Here is a 15,968-nt window from a genome sequence, read left to right as displayed (position 1 = left end):
ACTTATGCCATGCAGGCAGGCCGGACACTTTCTTGATCTACTCAAGGCAGTAGAGCACTAAAAACGCGCGATGCCCGTATTCATCTGCAAAGCAACGCACATAAATGCGGCGCGGGCAGCGCGAATCGACTCAGCGACGCGACCGTGGTGCCTTGGCGGCCTGGGTGATGAGTGAGCGCTGGCGACGGATCTCCACCAGTTTTTTGCGCATTTCCCGGTGGCGCTTGCTGTTGAGCAGCAACAGCCCCAGCAGTGGCAACAGCACCGCGAACAGGTACACCCCCTGATGCGGTCGATAAGCGAGCATAGGCACCACTGCCGCCAGACAGGCCAGGAAATACCCCGCTACCCACCAGACCGCCCAGGCGCGTCCGCGAACGATCAAGAGGTTGCCCAGGACCAGGACGAGCACCAGGGCCAAAGTGCCGAGCCCGATATAGTCGGTCCTGGCTGACGGCTCCAGGGCACGCCAATAAGTGGTCCCGGCCAACACAAGCAGGGTCGACCCGGAAAAGCAGCCCAGCAGGATCGTCCCCATGAAAACCGGAAAATAACGGGCGAGGAATTGCTTGAGCGATCCGCCACCGATCATTCCGTGAATTCCTCATACAGGCCGACGGCAACAGTCTTCACGGCGCCATCGCCGGTATAACTGCCAATGATCCCCAGCGCGCCGCCGAGGGAATCCTTTATCTGCGTCAGCGTCGCGTGCCTGATTTCAGCTGAAGAATAACGCTTGGGCATAGCCCCGGCCCGTTGCTGCAACTTGAGTAGCTTGGCAGTCAGGCTCGGGTCCTTGAGCGTCAACAGTTCCTTGGTCAGCTTGCTTCGCTCTTGCCGATTCAAGCCCTTGAGCAACTGATACCAACTTTTTCCAGTGCCAGCCGCCTTGTTGGCCTTGAGCAGTCGGACAGTCGTCAGGGCCGAGCCACCGACACCCACCAGGGACACTCCGTCAAGGATCGGCGACACGATGTTGTACCAGTCAGCATCATTCATCTCATCGTTGCCAGTCGGATTGGTCAGCTCATTGGCCACCCGCATCCCGCCAATGACACATTGCGCGGTACTGGCCGTCGCGGCAGCAGCGCCCAGGGCAACGACAAAGGCGCTGGCCCCCGCCGTAAAGGGCACCGCGACGCTGCCACTGAACACCACCACCCAACCAATCACCGCGGCGACACAGGACAACCCGGCATTGGTTGCTTCAAGCCCGAGCTTGGATTCACGCGGGCTGCTTTTCACCTGGTCGATGAACTGCTGCGGCGCGATGTATTTTTTCGCCTCGCGCAGAATGATGCGCTTGGGCGCGATGCTGCAAATCGGCTTGAATTCGCGCAGGGTCACAACGTTGTATTCGGAATCGACATAGACCACACCCGCCCCGGCGATGCCAGGATCAGCGTCGATGGCAGCGAACAGGCGTGGCAGGTTGATCTGGCTTTCGATGCGTTTGCGGGCCATGAACTGGGAGAAGCTCAGGTCCATGCCGATGCCCGTTGAAGCGCTGCTCATATGAATCGTCCTTGAGAATCGGAAAGTGAGTCTTTATCCACACACAATACTGTGGCGAGGGGGCTTGCTCCCGCTCGGCGGCGAAGCCGTCGTAAACCGGCCGGCACGGTCTGTCTGAGAACATTGCATGGGATTATTTGGGGCCGCTTCGCAGCCCAGCGGGAGCAAGCTCCCTCGCCACAAAAGGCTATGCATCCGCCATCACGTCGTAAGGCGGTCGCCACGATAACAAACGGCCAGCACCGTCGCTAGAAAGCAAAACGCCAGCACTTAAGGCTGGCGTTTTACGTTGTCGCTCAAGGATCAGCGCGGCACGACAGGCTTGCGCGCCGGTTTCGGGCCCTTGCCCTTGGCGGCGTCCTTGCGTTCCTTGGCGGCCTGCTGGTTGCGGGCGAATGCCGCGGCCTTGGCTTGCTCACGCTTGTCCCATGGGTTGCCACCGTCACTGGCACGCGGTGGCAGCCCAGTGTGCTGGGTCAGGATCTTGGTGGTTTCCTTGCCCACCTTGTGGCTGCCAGCCGGCGTCGAGTTCTTGCGCCGGGCGCTCTGGTAGCTGTCGGTGGCCGGCTGGTGCAACGGAATCAGCTGGTTCTTGCCCGGCCCGATCAGGTCGGCGCGGCCCATGCGGGTCAGCGCTTCACGCAGCATCGGCCAACCCTTGGGGTCGTGATAACGCAGGAAGGCCTTGTGCAGGCGGCGCTGCTCCTCGCTCTTGACGATGGTCACCGCATCGCTCTTGTAGGTGACCTTGCGCAGCGGGTTCTTGCCCGAGTGGTACATGGCGGTCGCGGTAGCCATCGGTGACGGGTAGAACGCCTGCACCTGGTCGGCGCGGAAACCATTGCCCTTGAGCCACAGCGCCAGGTTCATCATGTCTTCGTCGGTGGTGCCCGGGTGGGCGGCGATGAAGTACGGAATCAGGTACTGCTCCTTCCCGGCTTCCTTGGTGTACTTCTCGAACATCCGCTTGAATTTGTCATAGCTGCCAATGCCCGGCTTCATCATCTGGTTGAGCGGGCCTTCCTCGGTGTGCTCCGGGGCGATCTTCAGGTAACCACCGACGTGGTGGGTCACCAATTCCTTGACGTATTCCGGCGACTCGACCGCCAGGTCGTAACGCAGGCCGGAGGCGATCAGGATCTTCTTCACCCCAGGCAAGGCACGGGCGCTGCGGTACAGCTGGATCAGCGAAGAATGGTCGGTATTGAGGTTCGGGCAGATGCCGGGGAATACGCACGACGGCTTGCGGCACGCGGACTCGATTTCCGGGCTCTTGCAGGCGATGCGGTACATGTTCGCGGTCGGGCCGCCGAGGTCGGAAATGACGCCGGTGAAGCCTGGGACCTTGTCGCGGATCTCTTCGATCTCGCGAATGATCGATTCTTCGGAACGGTTCTGGATGATCCGGCCCTCGTGCTCGGTGATCGAGCAGAAGGTGCAGCCGCCGAAGCAGCCACGCATGATGTTCACCGAGAAACGGATCATCTCGTAGGCCGGGATCTTTTCCTTGCCATAAGCCGGGTGCGGAACACGTGCGTAAGGCATACCAAACACGTAGTCCATTTCCTCGGTGGTCATCGGAATGGGCGGCGGGTTGAACCAGACATCGACCTCGCCGTGTTTCTGCACCAGGGCACGGGCGTTACCCGGGTTGGTTTCCAGGTGAAGTACCCGGTTGGCGTGGGCGTACAGCACCGCGTCGCCACGGACCTTTTCCACCGATGGCAGACGAATCACGGTTTTGTCGCGGGTCATCTTCGGGCTCGCCAGGATCTGCACAACCTTGGCTTCGCTCGGATCTTCAACCGGCCCCTTCTCCTGCTCGATGGCGCAAGCAGCAGTGTCCTGGGTATTCACATACGGGTTGATGATCTTGTCGATCTTGCCCGGGCGGTCGATGCGCGTGGAATCGACTTCGTACCAGCCTTGCGGCGTGTCGCGGCGGATGAACGCCGTGCCGCGCACATCGGTGATGTCTTCGATCTTGTGGCCGTAGGACAGGCGCTGGGCGACTTCGACAATCGCCCGCTCGGCGTTGCCGTAGAGCAGGATATCGGCGCAGGCGTCGATCAGGATCGAATTGCGGACCCGGTCCTGCCAGTAATCGTAATGGGCGATACGCCGCAGCGAGGCTTCGATACCGCCAAGCACGATCGGCACATGCTTGTAGGCTTCCTTGCAGCGCTGGCTGTAGACCAGGCTCGCACGGTCCGGACGTTTGCCCGCCAGGCCACCGGGGGTGTAGGCGTCGTCGGAACGGATTTTCTTGTCGGCGGTGTAGCGGTTGATCATCGAGTCCATATTGCCGGCCGCGACACCGAAAAACAGGTTGGGCTCGCCGAGCTTCATGAAGTCGTCTTTGGACTGCCAGTTCGGCTGGGCAATGATCCCGACGCGAAAGCCCTGGGCTTCCAGCAAACGGCCAATGATCGCCATGCCGAACGACGGGTGATCGACGTAGGCATCACCGGTCACGATGATGATGTCGCATGAATCCCAGCCGAGCTGATCCATCTCCTCCCTGCTCATGGGCAGGAACGGCGCCGGGCCGAAACATTCGGCCCAGTACTTGGGATAGTCAAATAACGGCTTGGCTGCTTGCATGTCGATGACCGGTATAAAGGATGAAAAATCGCGGGCGCGGAATATAGCACAAAATTTGACCAATTCCGACGGCTATGGTCGGAAATGGTGACGCCCTCATCGCGAGCAGGCTCGCTCCCACAAAATATCTGCAACACACAGATCCCATGTGGGAGCGAGCCTGCTCGCGATGAGGCCAGATCAGGCGATGAAGAATTTACTCATCGTCATCAAAATTGTAGCTACCCGGCGCCAGGTTCTCGAATCGGGTGTATTTACCGATGAACGCCAGGCGAATGAAGCCGATCGGACCGTTCCGCTGTTTGCCGATGATGATTTCGGCGATGCCCTTGTGTTCCGTCTCAGGGTGATACACCTCGTCACGGTAGACGAACATGATCACGTCGGCGTCCTGCTCAATCGCTCCGGATTCCCGCAAGTCGGAGTTCACCGGGCGTTTGTTCGGGCGCTGTTCCAGGGAACGGTTCAACTGGGAAAGTGCAACCACCGGGCAGTTGAATTCCTTGGCCAGGGCCTTGAGGGACCGGGAGATTTCGGAAATCTCGTTGGTCCGGTTGTCGCCGCTGGAACCCGGGATCTGCATCAATTGCAGGTAGTCGATCATGATCAGCGCGATGTCACCATGCTCACGCACCAGGCGACGGGTCCGGGCACGCATTTCCGACGGGCTGATACCCGCGGTATCGTCGATGAACAGCTTGCGGTCGTTGAGCAGGTTGACCGCCGATGTCAGGCGCGGCCAGTCATCGTCTTCCAATTGGCCGGAACGGACCTTGGTCTGGTCGATACGCCCCAGGGACGAGAGCATACGCATGATCAGCGATTCGCCTGGCATCTCGAGGGAGTACACCAGCACGGCTTTGTCGCTGCGCAGCACGGCGTTTTCCACCAGGTTCATCGCAAAGGTGGTCTTACCCATGGACGGACGGCCGGCGACGATGATCAGGTCGGACGGCTGCAGACCGCTGGTCTTCTCGTCGAGATCGGTGTAGCCAGTGGACAGGCCGGTGATGGCGTTGTCGGTGTTGAACAAGGTGTCGATACGGTCGATGGCCTTGGTCAGCAGGTCGTTGACACTCACCGGGCCGCCGGTTTTCGGCCGGGCCTCGGCGATCTGGAAGATCTGCCGTTCGGCTTCGTCGAGGATCTCGGCGGCGGTGCGGCCTTCCGGGTTGAAGGCGCTGTCGGCGATTTCAGTGCTGATACCGATCAACTGACGCAACGTCGCCCGTTCGCGGACGATCTGCGCATAGGCCTTGATGTTGGCGACAGACGGCGTGTTTTTTGCCAACTCGCCCAGGTAACCGAGGCCACCGACCTGGGACGTCTGCCCTTCCTTGTCCAATTGCTCGGCCAGGGTGACGACGTCGATCGGCATGTTCTGATCGGCAAGCCTGGCGATCGCACGGAAAATCAGGCGATGGTCATGTCGATAGAAATCGCCGTCGGAGACTTGATCGAGCACGCGTTCCCAGGCGTTGTTGTCCAGCATCAGGCCACCGAGCACGGCCTGTTCGGCCTCGATGGAATGCGGAGGCACCTTCAGGGCAGCGGTTTGCAGATCATATTGCTCGGGAGCGGTGATTTCGTTCATGGCCACGTCTGGTTATGAAATTCAGCAATTGCAGAAAGACAAAGGGCACGACCTGTAAACAGGATCGTGCCCGATGTTACCGGCAAGCACCCGAGGGTGCCAGCCGACAGGTGTTGCTTAGGCTGCTACCACGACAACGCGTACGGTGGCTTCAACTTCGGCGTGCAGGTGCACGGCTACGTCGAATTCGCCTACGTTGCGGATGGTGCCGTTCGGCAGACGAACTTCGCTTTTCGCAACTTCAACGCCAGAGGCGGTCAGTGCGTCAGCGATGTCGTGAGTACCGATCGAACCGAACAGCTTGCCTTCGTCGCCAGCGGTGGCAGTGATGGTCACTTCCAGCTCGGCCAGTTGGGCAGCACGGCTTTCAGCCGAGGTTTTACGGTCTGCGGCAGCTTTTTCCAGCTCAGCGCGACGCTCTTCGAACGCAGCCAGGTTGGCAGCGGTCGCAGCGGTGGCTTTGCCGTAAGGCAGCAGGTAGTTACGACCGTAGCCGGCCTTAACGTTTACTTTGTCACCCAGGTTGCCCAGGTTGGTGACTTTTTCCAGAAGGATCAGTTGCATGTGAAAATCCTCTAACTTTTAACCTTCACCGTTCGCGTTGTCGGCGTCTTTCGGCGCCATACGACCGCGAAAATCAATCAGGCTGTCGACGATGGCCAAGACCACGAGCAACGGACCGAGCAAGTGCATGAAAGGCAACAACGTCACGTATATCCCTACCAGCCAGAACGTGGCCAGTCGCTTCTGCGCCACCAGCCCGTGAATCAGGGCCAGGCCGGCGAAGACCAGCGGTACACTGCACAACGGCAACAGGATCAGTGCATGCAGCCCGAAAAACGGGGCAACACACATGACGGCCAGCAGTGACAGCGCCACGCTCTTGGGGAATCGGATGGCGCGAAACTCGCGACCGAAACCACCGGGGTTATACAACGACGCCTGCCAATAGCGCCCAAGAATCAGGCACAGCACGCTAAAGATCTGCAGCGAAGACGCTATCGAGATGATCATCAGCGGAGCGCTCAGCGCGGCGAGAAATGCCTTCTGGTCTGCCGAGAATGTCTCGTAGACCTCACCCATCGCCAGCGGCAGGACGTGTTCGAACGTCTGCGCCAGTGACTCGATGAAGGAACCGAATACGGTCCCCAGGCTCACCGCACACAACAACCCCACGGCCACGCTGCACAGCAGCACGCGGTTCCAGGTATGTCCGGCGCGCAGAACCAACGCCAGGCCACAAGCCCCGAGCAACACCAGGAGTGTTGTCGGGTCCTTCAGGAAATACCAGCTCACCAACGCTGACAGCAACCCGATACCCAGGACGCTCAAGGCGTCCGAACCGCGCCGCAGGAGCACAAGGCACCCAGCGGCGGCACTCAACCAGAACAACAGCGGCAATGCCGCGGATCCGGCCACAACCAACGTGGCCTGCACACGTCCCCGCATGATGAAGTCAGCTAAGGCGCGCATGCATTCAATCCCTTACTACTCGTCGACTGCCCGGTCTCAGCGGCCGTGGCTGTCGGTGTAGGCCAGCAGGGCCAGGAAGCGGGCGCGCTTGATAGCGGTGGCCAGCTGACGCTGATAACGAGCTTTAGTACCGGTGATACGGCTTGGAACGATTTTGCCGGTCTCGGATACGTAGGCTTTCAGAGTGTTGAGATCTTTGTAATCGATCTCTTTCACGTCTTCAGCGGTGAAGCGGCAGAATTTACGACGACGGAAGAAACGTGCCATGTGATTGGCTCCTTAAAAGGTCCGTGGATTACTCGTCAGCGTTATCGCTGTTGTCGCTGTCGCTATCGCTGTCATCGCCATCGGCGCTGTCAGAGTGCTCAGGACGGTCGCGACGCTCACGGCGCTCACTGCGGTTTTCTTCAGCCTTGAGCATCTCGGATTGGCCGGTGACGGCTTCTTCGCGACGGATGACCAGGTTACGGATCACTGCATCGTTGTAGCGGAAGTTGTCTTCCAGCTCGGCCAGGGCCTTGCCAGTGCACTCAACGTTCAGCATCACGTAGTGAGCCTTGTGAACATTGTTGATTGCGTAGGCCAGTTGACGACGGCCCCAATCTTCCAGACGGTGGATTTTGCCGCCGTCTTCTTCGATCAGCTTGGTGTAACGCTCAACCATGCCGCCGACTTGCTCGCTTTGATCCGGGTGGACCAAAAAGATGATTTCGTAATGACGCATGAATGCTCCTTACGGGTTGTAGCCTGCCGCTCAAAAACGGTCAGACAAGGAGTGAATGACACTTATGGACTTGTGGACGCTAGACACATAAGTGCCTGCCATCACAGCAAGGGGCGCAATTGTAGAGAAGGGCCGAGGGAGGCGCAAGGTAATTGGTGATTATTTGAACAGCCACCAATCCATGCCCTTACACAAAACTACTGTGGGAGCGAGCGTGCTCGCGATGAGGGCGCCACATTCAACATTTGCGCTGAATGACACGCCGCTATCGTGAGCAGGCTCGCTCCCACAGGGCTTACAGCAAGATCAGGGCTTTTTGGCGACAGCCTTGACGCTACGCTGGCGCAGCGCTTCGAACAGGCACACCCCAGTCGCCACCGAGACGTTGAGGCTGCTGACGCTGCCAGCCATCGGCAACTTGACCAGGTAATCGCAATGCTCGCGGGTCAGGCGGCGCATGCCCTTGCCTTCGGCCCCCATGATCAGGATCGTCGGGCCGGTCAGGTCCTGGTCATAGATGCTGACCTCGGCCTCGCCCGCCGTGCCGACCACCCACAGGCCGCGCTGCTGGAGTTTTTCCAGGGTGCGCGCCAGGTTGGTCACCGCCACCAACGGAATCACTTCCGCGGCGCCGCAGGCGACTTTACGCACCACTGGCGTCAAGGTGGCCGACTTGTCCTTGGGCACGATCACCGCCAACGCACCGGCGGCATCCGCCGAACGCAGGCAGGCGCCCAGGTTGTGCGGATCGGTCACGCCATCGAGCACCAGCAGCAAGGGCGCGCCCTCGGTGCGATCGAGCAGTTCGTCGAGCATCGCTTCGCCCCAGACCTGGCTCGGACTGACCTCGGCCACGACCCCCTGGTGCACGCCTTCGACCCAGGCATCCATTTCGCGCCGTTCGGCCTGGCCGACCGCGACGCGGCTTTCGTTGGCGAGTTCGACCAGGGTCTGGACCCGCGGATCGCTACGGCCTTCGGCCAACCAGATCTGCTTGACCCGCTTGGGGTGATGACGCAACAACGCTTCCACGGCATGCACGCCGTAGATTTTTTCCAACTGACTCATGACTTGGCCTTGGGTTTACGCGCCCCGCCGCTCTTGGCTGGGGCCGAGCCCGCTTTCAGCGGACCCTTCCGGTGTTTGCTTGGCTTGCTCGACGACTTTTCCGCCCCGTGGGACTTTCCCCCAGACGCCGCTTTACCACCGCTTTTGGCTTCGTTGAGCAACTGCTGCTTCAACTCGCGGCTCTTGCGAAGCTCGGCGTTCTTCGCCGCTGCGTCGCTGGGGCGGTAGGCTTCGGGAGCCTTGTCCTTGACGGACGAACGACGACCGGCCTTGGCTGGCTCAGGCTCTGCGGTTTTGGCAGGAGCACCTTTACCTTTACCCTTGGTCGCAGGCGCTGCGGTCTCGCCGCCACGCTTTTTACGGCCAGTCGGCGCTTCGGCGGGCTTGTCAGACATTCCGAAGTCGATCTTGCGCTCATCGAGGTCGACGCGCATGACCTGCACTTCCACGGTGTCGCCCAGACGGAAGCTGCGACCGGTGCGCTCGCCCGCCAGGCGGTGGTGCACAGGATCAAAGTGATAGTAATCACCCGGCAAGGCGGTGACGTGCACCAGGCCCTCGACGTAGATGTCGGTCAGTTCGACAAACAAACCAAAGCCGGTCACCGCAGTGATCACGCCTGGGAACGACTCGCCCACGCGGTCTTTCATGAACTCGCACTTGAGCCAGTTCACTACGTCACGCGTGGCTTCGTCGGCGCGGCGTTCGCTCATGGAGCATTGCTCGCCCAACTGTTCCAGGGCCGCTTCGTCGTACGGGTAGATCCGCGCCTTTGGAATGGTCATGGCACCGGCGCGCTTGACGTGCGGGGTGTTCAGCTTGGAATGGATCACGCTGCGGATCGCGCGATGCGTGAGCAGGTCCGGATAACGGCGGATCGGCGAGGTGAAGTGGGTGTACGCCTCGTAATTCAGACCAAAGTGGCCCTGGTTGTCGGCGCTGTACACCGCCTGGCTCAGAGAGCGCAGCATCACCGTCTGGATCACATGGTAATCCGGGCGGTCCTTGATGCTGGCCAGCAGTGCCTGGTAGTCCTTCGGCGTCGGACCGTCCTTGCCTTTGTGCAGGGACAGGCCGAGCTCGCCGAGGAAGGCGCGCAGTTTTTCCAGGCGCTCCGGCGGCGGGCCGTCGTGCACGCGATACAACGCAGGAATCTCGTGCTTCTTGAGGAACTCCGCAGTGGCCACGTTGGCCGCCAGCATGCACTCTTCGATCAGCTTGTGCGCATCGTTACGGGTCGTCGGGGTGATTGCGGCGATCTTGCGCTCGGAACCGAAGACAATCCGGGTTTCCTGGGTCTCGAAATCGATCGCGCCGCGCACGTGACGGGCACCCAGCAACACCTTGTACAGCGCGTACAGCTGCTTGAGGTGCGGCACCACGCCAGCGTATTCGGTGCGCAACGCCTTGGCTTCACTGGTCTTCGGCGTTTCCAGGATGGTGCTGACCTTGTTGTAGGTCAGACGCGCCTGGGAGTGGATCACCGCTTCGTAGAACTGGTAGTCGGTCATTTCGCCGGTTTTGGAGATGGTCATCTCGCAAACCATGGCCAAACGGTCGACTTTCGGGTTCAGCGAACACAGGCCGTTGGACAACTGCTCAGGCAGCATCGGGATCACGCGCTCAGGGAAATACACGGAGTTGCCGCGCACCTGGGCTTCGTTATCCAGGGCCGAACCGATCTTCACGTAGCTGGACACGTCGGCAATCGCGACGAACAGCTTCCAGCCGCCGGAGAACAGGCGCAGCTTACCGGGTTTGGCTTCGCAGTAGACCGCATCGTCGAAGTCGCGGGCGTCTTCGCCGTCGATGGTGACGAACGGCAGATGGCGCAGGTCGATGCGTTTTTCTTTATCTTTCTCTTCGACTTCCGGCTTGAGCTTGGCGGCTTCCTTGAGCACAGCCTCGGGCCAGACGTGAGGAATGTCGTAGGTGCGCAGCGCAACGTCGATTTCCATGCCCGGCGCCATGTAGTTGCCGACCACTTCAACGATATCGCCCTGTGGCTGGAAGCGCGCAGTTGGCCAGTGGGTGATTTTCACCTCGACGAACTGACCCACCTTGGCGGCGCCATTACGACCCGGAGTAATCAGCACTTCCTGCTGAACCTTCGGGTTATCCGGCACAACAAAACCGATGCCGCCTTCTTCGAAGTAACGGCCGACAATGCTTTCATGGGCACGGGACACCACTTCGACGATCACGCCTTCACGGCGACCACGACGGTCCAGGCCGGAAACACGGGCCAGGGCCCGGTCGCCATCGAACACCAGACGCATTTGCGCCGGGCTCATGAACAGGTCGTCGCTACCGTCGTCCGGAATCAGGAAACCAAAGCCGTCACGGTGGCCGGCGATGCGGCCCAGGATCAAGTCGAGCTTGTCCACCGGCGCATAGGTGCCGCGCCGGGTGTAGATCAGTTGAGCGTCGCGCTCCATGGCGCGCAGACGGCGGCGCAGGGCTTCGAGCTGGTCCTCGGTGGTGAGACCGAACTCTTCGACCAACTGCTCGCGGCTAGCAGGCGAACCCCGATCGGCGAGATGCGCCAGGATCAGTTCGCGACTAGGAATAGGGTTTTCATATTTTTCCGCTTCACGAGCGGCCTCGGGATCGAGGGACTGCCAATCGGCCATTAGAGAGTTTTCACCTTGTCTATATGCGGGTTAGTTTGGCATAGGCTTAATGAAACGGGAAATTTCAAACATGCGATGGCTTTTCCAGATCGATTTGGCCTGCCTTTGAAGCCCCGGAAAAGCACCGCTCGTGAAATTTAGCGGTTTTTTTCTCAGGAGGGGTTTACAGTTAAAAACACGCTCCGTATAGTGCGCGCCATCGACGACGTACACACGTTGCCGATACTGCCCAGATGGTGAAATTGGTAGACACGCCAGCTTCAGGTGCTGGTGACCGCAAGGTCGTGGAAGTTCGAGTCTTCTTCTGGGCACCAATTTCGAGCAACAGGTCAATGACCTGCAAGCCCAACAAAAACCCGCGAAAGCGGGTTTTTGCATTTCTATCTCCCTGAAATTGCGTTTGGCAATTACTAAAACAAAAACAGGGGTTTACAGATCAAAACGCGCTCCGTATAGTGCGCCACATCAACAGCGGCAACGCTGAAGATGCTGCCCAGATGGTGAAATTGGTAGACACGCCAGCTTCAGGTGCTGGTGACCGCAAGGTCGTGGAAGTTCGAGTCTTCTTCTGGGCACCAATTCAAGCTTCAAGGTCACGACCTTGAACCTCACAGAAACCCGCGAAAGCGGGTTTTTGCGTTTCTGCCATCTGAACCTTTGCTCCCGCTGGAGGGCAAAGCCCTCCCCGACCGAACCAGGCCTGATGGAGGCACGACCGGAAGAACCGGGTCGGCTGCCAGGCCGCCTTCGCGAGCAAGCTTTGCTCCCACAAAATCTGACTGGTGTACCACCGGGAAGAACTAGGCCGGCTGTCAGGCCGCCTCGCGAGCAAGCTTTGCTCCCACAGATCTGATGGGTGTACGACCGGGAGGACTCAGGTCGGCTGTTAGGCCGCCTTCGCGAGCAAACTCGCACACAGGTTTTGGTCGCGTATAAGCCTGTGAAAACCCGATCAAGCCCTGAACTGCCCCAAACTCGCCTTCAACTGCGCCGCCAAACTATCCAGCACCTTGCCACTGGCCGTGGTCTCAACCACAGCCTGGGCCGCTTTCTCAGCCTGGGCATGAATCGTCTCCACCCGCCCACGCACCGCCTGCGCCCCCTGGGCCTGATGAGCCGCCGCCTGAGTCGCCAGACCAATAGCCGCATGCACCTGCTCTACAGAGGCCTGCACCGACTGCTGCAACCGCGCGCTGTCTCGCAGCACCAACAAACCTTCACTTGCCTGGCGCCCAGCTTGGCCGATGGCGGCCACAGCCTCGCGAGCCCCCTGCTGCAAGGCCACGATATGCGCCTGTATATCGCCCGTCGAGCTTTGGGTCTTGCTCGCCAACGCCCGCACCTCATCCGCTACTACGGCAAACCCGCGCCCGGTTTCCCCAGCCCGCGCCGCCTCGATGGCCGCGTTCAAGGCCAGCAAGTTAGTCTGCTCGGCGATGCCGTGGATCACCGTCAACACCACTTCGATCTGCTCGCTCTGCTGCGCCAGCCGCTCGATCACTTTCGCCCCTGTGTCCACCTGCCCAGCCAGCGCCTCGATCAAGCCACTGACCTTGGCCGAAGTGCGGGTGTTTTCATCGGTGGCCTGGCGAATTTCTACCACCTGCTGCAAAGCCGCCTGCATCGCCTGGCTTTCCGACTGAGCTTCATCAGCCATTTGCGATAGCGCACGCAGGCTCTCGGCCACTTCATCACGCTGCATCCCGGCCGCCGCATCGGCACCGGAGTTACGCAAGGTCATCGCACCGATTTCCACACCGGTACGCTGGGCCACATCACCCGCCTCGCGCACGATGGGCTGCAACTTATCCACAAAGCGATTGACCGCCGAGGCCATGTCGCCAATTTCGTCCTTGCTGTTGATTTGCACACGCTTGGTCAGGTCACCCTCACCCGCCGCCAGGTCGTTCATGGCCGCGATCAGCAACTTCAAGCGATTGACCACCCTACGCCCCAACACCACAGCCAGCAGCGCCAGTACGCCAAAGCCCACCAGCGCCAGGCCCAGGCCGATGCGCCAGCGCAGGGTAGCCGCGGCTTCCTGCACGGTGGTGGCGGTGTTGGTCTGCATCTGCGTGGCGGTGGCCTGGGCCGATTCCAGGCGACCGCGCATGGCGGTGGCGCTGTCGGCTGCCGCCCCCTTGAGGCTGTCGCCGACCAACTGGTCGCTGCTGGCGATCAAGGCCGAGAAGCGCTGGTCCAGCGCCTTCAGATCGGTTTCAACGGCAGCCGTGGAAACCCCCATCAGTACTTTGCCGATCTCCACGCCGTTGGGATTGATCGAGGCTTCAAGGTAATACACGGAAGGGTCGTTCTTCGCCGCATCCAGCACCTTGTCCAAGGCCCGCTCGCCCTTGCCTTTCTCCAGCAGCGCCTTGTTGATCGGGTTTTCCCGGTTCAGGTAGCGGGTGAGGTGCTCACCATTCGCGTCGTCATAAATGACAAACAGCACATTGGGATTACGCTGGGCCCGACGGGCGAATTCGGAGAGCGTGGGCACGTCGCTGTCCCACATGGCGCGAGGAGCGACGGAAGCCAGGAGTTGCGCCATATCATTGGCGGAATCCCTCAAATCCTTTTCCAATGTCCCACGCAGTTGCGCCTGCTCATCCTTCAGGCGAGCCGACAACCCGGCATTGAGCCGCTGGCGGGTATTGGCAGAGAGACTGTCCAGGCTCGACGTGACTTCACGCCCCGCCTGCTCCAGCTCGCCGGAAAGCTTCTGGCTGTCAGCCCCCAGGCGCGCACCGAGGTCGGCTTCCAGCGCCGTGACCGTGCTTCGGGTCAGCGCAACGGCCACCAGTACCTGCACCAAAAGGGCGATACCGAGGGTAATGAACACAGGCCGCAACAAACGGCTTTGTAACAGTGAGAGAACGGCCGACACGTGAAATCCCTCTACCAAACGCCATTAATTTGATGGCACTTATGGAAGCGGTGCCTTAATGAAGATGCATAGCAAGTGTCGTGCCGTGCGGCAACCAGAAACGACAAAGGACCCAAACGAGGGTCCTTTGTGTTTTACATCAATGACTTATCAGGCAAACGGATGACGCAGAACGATGGTTTCGTTGCGGTCCGGCCCCGTCGAAATAATGTCGATCGGCGCACCGACCAACTCTTCGACGCGCTTGATGTAGTTGCGAGCCGCCACAGGCAGTTCTTCCAGGGTCTTGGCACCCACGGTCGATTCAGTCCAGCCAGGCATCTGCTCGTACACCGGCTCCAGGCCAATGTAGCTGTCGGCGTCGGTCGGAGCGTCGATGACGGCGCCGTCCTGGTTCTTGTAGCCCACGCAGATATTGATGGTTTCCAGGCCGTCCAGCACGTCCAGCTTGGTCAGGCACAAGCCCGAGATGCTGTTGACGTCGATGGCGCGACGCAGGATGACGGCATCGAACCAGCCGCAACGACGGGCACGGCCAGTGGTAGCACCGAACTCGTGGCCACGCTTGGCCAGGAAGGCACCGACGTCGTCGAACAGCTCGGTCGGGAACGGACCCGAACCCACGCGAGTGGTGTAGGCCTTGGTGATGCCCAGGATGTAATCCAGGTACATCGGACCGAACCCCGAACCGGTGGCGATACCGCCGGCGGTGGTGTTGGAACTGGTGACGTACGGGTAGGTGCCGTGGTCGATGTCCAGCAAGGAACCCTGGGCACCTTCGAACATGATGTCCTTGCCGGCGCGACGCAGCTCGTGCAGTTCGGCAGTGACGTCGAGCATCATCGGCTTGAGCAGCTCGGCGTACTCCATGCACTCGTCCAGGGTTTTCTGGAAGTCGATGGCCGGTTCTTTGTAGTAATTGACCAGGACAAAGTTGTGGTAGTCCAGCAACTCGCCCAGCTTGGCCGCGAAACGCTCACGGTGGAACAGATCACCGATGCGCAGGCCACGACGGGCCACCTTGTCTTCGTAGGCCGGGCCGATGCCACGACCGGTGGTGCCGATCTTCAGCTCGCCACGGGCCTTTTCACGGGCCTGGTCCAGCGCAACGTGATAGGACAGGATCAGCGGGCAGGACGGGCTGATACGCAGGCGCTCGCGCACCGGTACGCCTTTCTCTTCCAGCTTGATGATTTCCCGCAGCAAGGCGTCGGGAGCAACCACCACACCGTTGCCGATCAGGCACTGGACGCCTTCGCGCAGCACGCCCGAGGGGATCAGGTGCAGGACGGTTTTTTCACCGTCGATCACCAAGGTGTGACCTGCGTTGTGGCCACCCTGGTAGCGCACTACGGCGGCAGCATGTTCGGTCAGCAGATCAACGATCTTGCCTTTGCCCTCATCACCCCACTGGGTGCCCAGGACTACGACATTCTTACCCATAACACTTGTCCTCATTCGCGCAAACTT

At 60.3% G+C, this 15,968-nt stretch carries 12 protein-coding genes, 2 tRNA genes and 1 pseudogene; 2 read left to right on the top strand and 13 right to left on the bottom strand.

The window, feature by feature from the left end; all coding sequences use genetic code 11:
* Positions 1–130: 130 nt before the first annotated feature.
* The 10 genes from PSH86_RS03075 to rnr all read right to left on the bottom strand — a co-directional run bounded on the left by PSH86_RS03075 (position 131) and on the right by rnr (position 11,611).
* A complete protein-coding gene (locus PSH86_RS03075) occupies positions 131–592 on the bottom strand; it encodes a hypothetical protein (RefSeq protein WP_109752173.1) in 462 nt (153 codons plus the stop codon).
* The gene (locus tag PSH86_RS03070) at positions 589–1,515 is read right to left on the bottom strand and encodes an NAD synthetase (RefSeq protein WP_109752172.1); all 927 of its coding nucleotides are present in this window, start codon (positions 1,513–1,515) and stop codon (positions 589–591) included. Before PSH86_RS03070 ends, PSH86_RS03075 begins: the two co-directional genes overlap by 4 nt.
* A 303-nt stretch (positions 1,516–1,818) precedes the next feature.
* On the bottom strand, positions 1,819–4,119 hold the full coding sequence (locus tag PSH86_RS03065) for a YgiQ family radical SAM protein (RefSeq protein WP_176688725.1): 2,301 nt from the start codon (positions 4,117–4,119) through the stop codon (positions 1,819–1,821).
* 196 nt (positions 4,120–4,315) lie between these two features.
* A complete protein-coding gene (gene dnaB / locus PSH86_RS03060; RefSeq protein WP_027911801.1) occupies positions 4,316–5,713 on the bottom strand; it encodes a replicative DNA helicase in 1,398 nt (465 codons plus the stop codon).
* 117 nt (positions 5,714–5,830) lie between these two features.
* The gene (rplI, locus tag PSH86_RS03055; RefSeq protein ID WP_003197251.1) at positions 5,831–6,277 is read right to left on the bottom strand and encodes a 50S ribosomal protein L9; all 447 of its coding nucleotides are present in this window, start codon (positions 6,275–6,277) and stop codon (positions 5,831–5,833) included.
* 18 nt (positions 6,278–6,295) lie between these two features.
* The gene (locus PSH86_RS03050) at positions 6,296–7,186 is read right to left on the bottom strand and encodes a hypothetical protein (RefSeq protein WP_109752170.1); all 891 of its coding nucleotides are present in this window, start codon (positions 7,184–7,186) and stop codon (positions 6,296–6,298) included.
* A gap of 36 nt (positions 7,187–7,222) precedes the next feature.
* Positions 7,223–7,453: a 30S ribosomal protein S18 gene (rpsR, locus tag PSH86_RS03045; RefSeq protein WP_002551829.1), complete on the bottom strand. Its 231-nt coding sequence runs from the start codon at positions 7,451–7,453 to the stop codon at positions 7,223–7,225.
* Between the two features lie 28 nt (positions 7,454–7,481).
* A complete protein-coding gene (gene rpsF, locus PSH86_RS03040) occupies positions 7,482–7,910 on the bottom strand; it encodes a 30S ribosomal protein S6 (RefSeq protein WP_003186395.1) in 429 nt (142 codons plus the stop codon).
* Positions 7,911–8,216: 306 nt separating this feature from the next.
* Positions 8,217–8,978 (bottom strand): 23S rRNA (guanosine(2251)-2'-O)-methyltransferase RlmB, encoded by a 762-nt coding sequence (gene rlmB / locus PSH86_RS03035; protein ID WP_109752169.1) that lies wholly within the window; start codon positions 8,976–8,978, stop codon positions 8,217–8,219.
* Complete coding sequence (gene rnr, locus PSH86_RS03030; protein WP_305487744.1) at positions 8,975–11,611, bottom strand: ribonuclease R; 2,637 nt, start codon at positions 11,609–11,611, stop codon at positions 8,975–8,977. The genes rlmB and rnr overlap by 4 nt, the downstream gene beginning before the upstream one ends.
* Positions 11,612–11,838: 227 nt before the next feature.
* Here rnr and PSH86_RS03025 point away from each other — a divergent pair.
* Both PSH86_RS03025 and PSH86_RS03020 read left to right on the top strand, forming a co-directional pair.
* A tRNA-Leu gene (locus PSH86_RS03025) sits at positions 11,839–11,925 on the top strand.
* Between the two features lie 177 nt (positions 11,926–12,102).
* Positions 12,103–12,189 (top strand) — tRNA-Leu (locus PSH86_RS03020).
* A 374-nt stretch (positions 12,190–12,563) separates the two neighbouring features.
* Here the strand turns inward: PSH86_RS03020 and PSH86_RS30510 are convergent.
* The 3 genes and pseudogenes from PSH86_RS30510 to PSH86_RS03010 form a co-directional block, all read right to left on the bottom strand.
* Positions 12,564–13,268, bottom strand: a complete 705-nt coding sequence (locus PSH86_RS30510) for a methyl-accepting chemotaxis protein (protein WP_370873794.1) — start codon at positions 13,266–13,268, stop codon at positions 12,564–12,566.
* 201 nt (positions 13,269–13,469) lie between these two features.
* Positions 13,470–13,523: pseudogene (locus tag PSH86_RS30505) on the bottom strand (hypothetical protein); the annotation flags it as partial.
* 1,125 nt (positions 13,524–14,648) lie between these two features.
* A complete protein-coding gene (locus tag PSH86_RS03010; protein ID WP_003186407.1) occupies positions 14,649–15,941 on the bottom strand; it encodes an adenylosuccinate synthase in 1,293 nt (430 codons plus the stop codon).
* Between the last annotated feature and the right edge of the window lie 27 nt (positions 15,942–15,968).

This window comes from Pseudomonas sp. FP2300 (assembly GCF_030687595.1).
GTDB classification, from domain to species: Bacteria; Pseudomonadota; Gammaproteobacteria; order Pseudomonadales; family Pseudomonadaceae; genus Aquipseudomonas; species Aquipseudomonas bijieensis.
Note: the sequence above shows the minus strand (reverse complement) of the source record. Positions and strands in the feature narration are given on the sequence as shown.

Bases quoted from the DNA above. Each gene is read 5' to 3' on its own strand.
- PSH86_RS03075 (WP_109752173.1), bottom strand. From the start codon at position 592: ATGATCGGTGGCGGATCGCTCAAGCAATTCCTCGCCCGTTATTTTCCG.
- PSH86_RS03070 (WP_109752172.1), bottom strand. From the start codon at position 1,515: ATGAGCAGCGCTTCAACGGGCATCGGCATGGACCTGAGCTTCTCCCAG.
- PSH86_RS03065 (WP_176688725.1), bottom strand. From the start codon at position 4,119: ATGCAAGCAGCCAAGCCGTTATTTGACTATCCCAAGTACTGGGCCGAA.
- dnaB (WP_027911801.1), bottom strand. From the start codon at position 5,713: ATGAACGAAATCACCGCTCCCGAGCAATATGATCTGCAAACCGCTGCC.
- rplI (WP_003197251.1), bottom strand. From the start codon at position 6,277: ATGCAACTGATCCTTCTGGAAAAAGTCACCAACCTGGGCAACCTGGGT.
- PSH86_RS03050 (WP_109752170.1), bottom strand. From the start codon at position 7,186: ATGCGCGCCTTAGCTGACTTCATCATGCGGGGACGTGTGCAGGCCACG.
- rpsR (WP_002551829.1), bottom strand. From the start codon at position 7,453: ATGGCACGTTTCTTCCGTCGTCGTAAATTCTGCCGCTTCACCGCTGAA.
- rpsF (WP_003186395.1), bottom strand. From the start codon at position 7,910: ATGCGTCATTACGAAATCATCTTTTTGGTCCACCCGGATCAAAGCGAG.
- rlmB (WP_109752169.1), bottom strand. From the start codon at position 8,978: ATGAGTCAGTTGGAAAAAATCTACGGCGTGCATGCCGTGGAAGCGTTG.
- rnr (WP_305487744.1), bottom strand. From the start codon at position 11,611: ATGGCCGATTGGCAGTCCCTCGATCCCGAGGCCGCTCGTGAAGCGGAA.
- PSH86_RS30510 (WP_370873794.1), bottom strand. From the start codon at position 13,268: ATGGCTGATGAAGCTCAGTCGGAAAGCCAGGCGATGCAGGCGGCTTTG.
- PSH86_RS03010 (WP_003186407.1), bottom strand. From the start codon at position 15,941: ATGGGTAAGAATGTCGTAGTCCTGGGCACCCAGTGGGGTGATGAGGGC.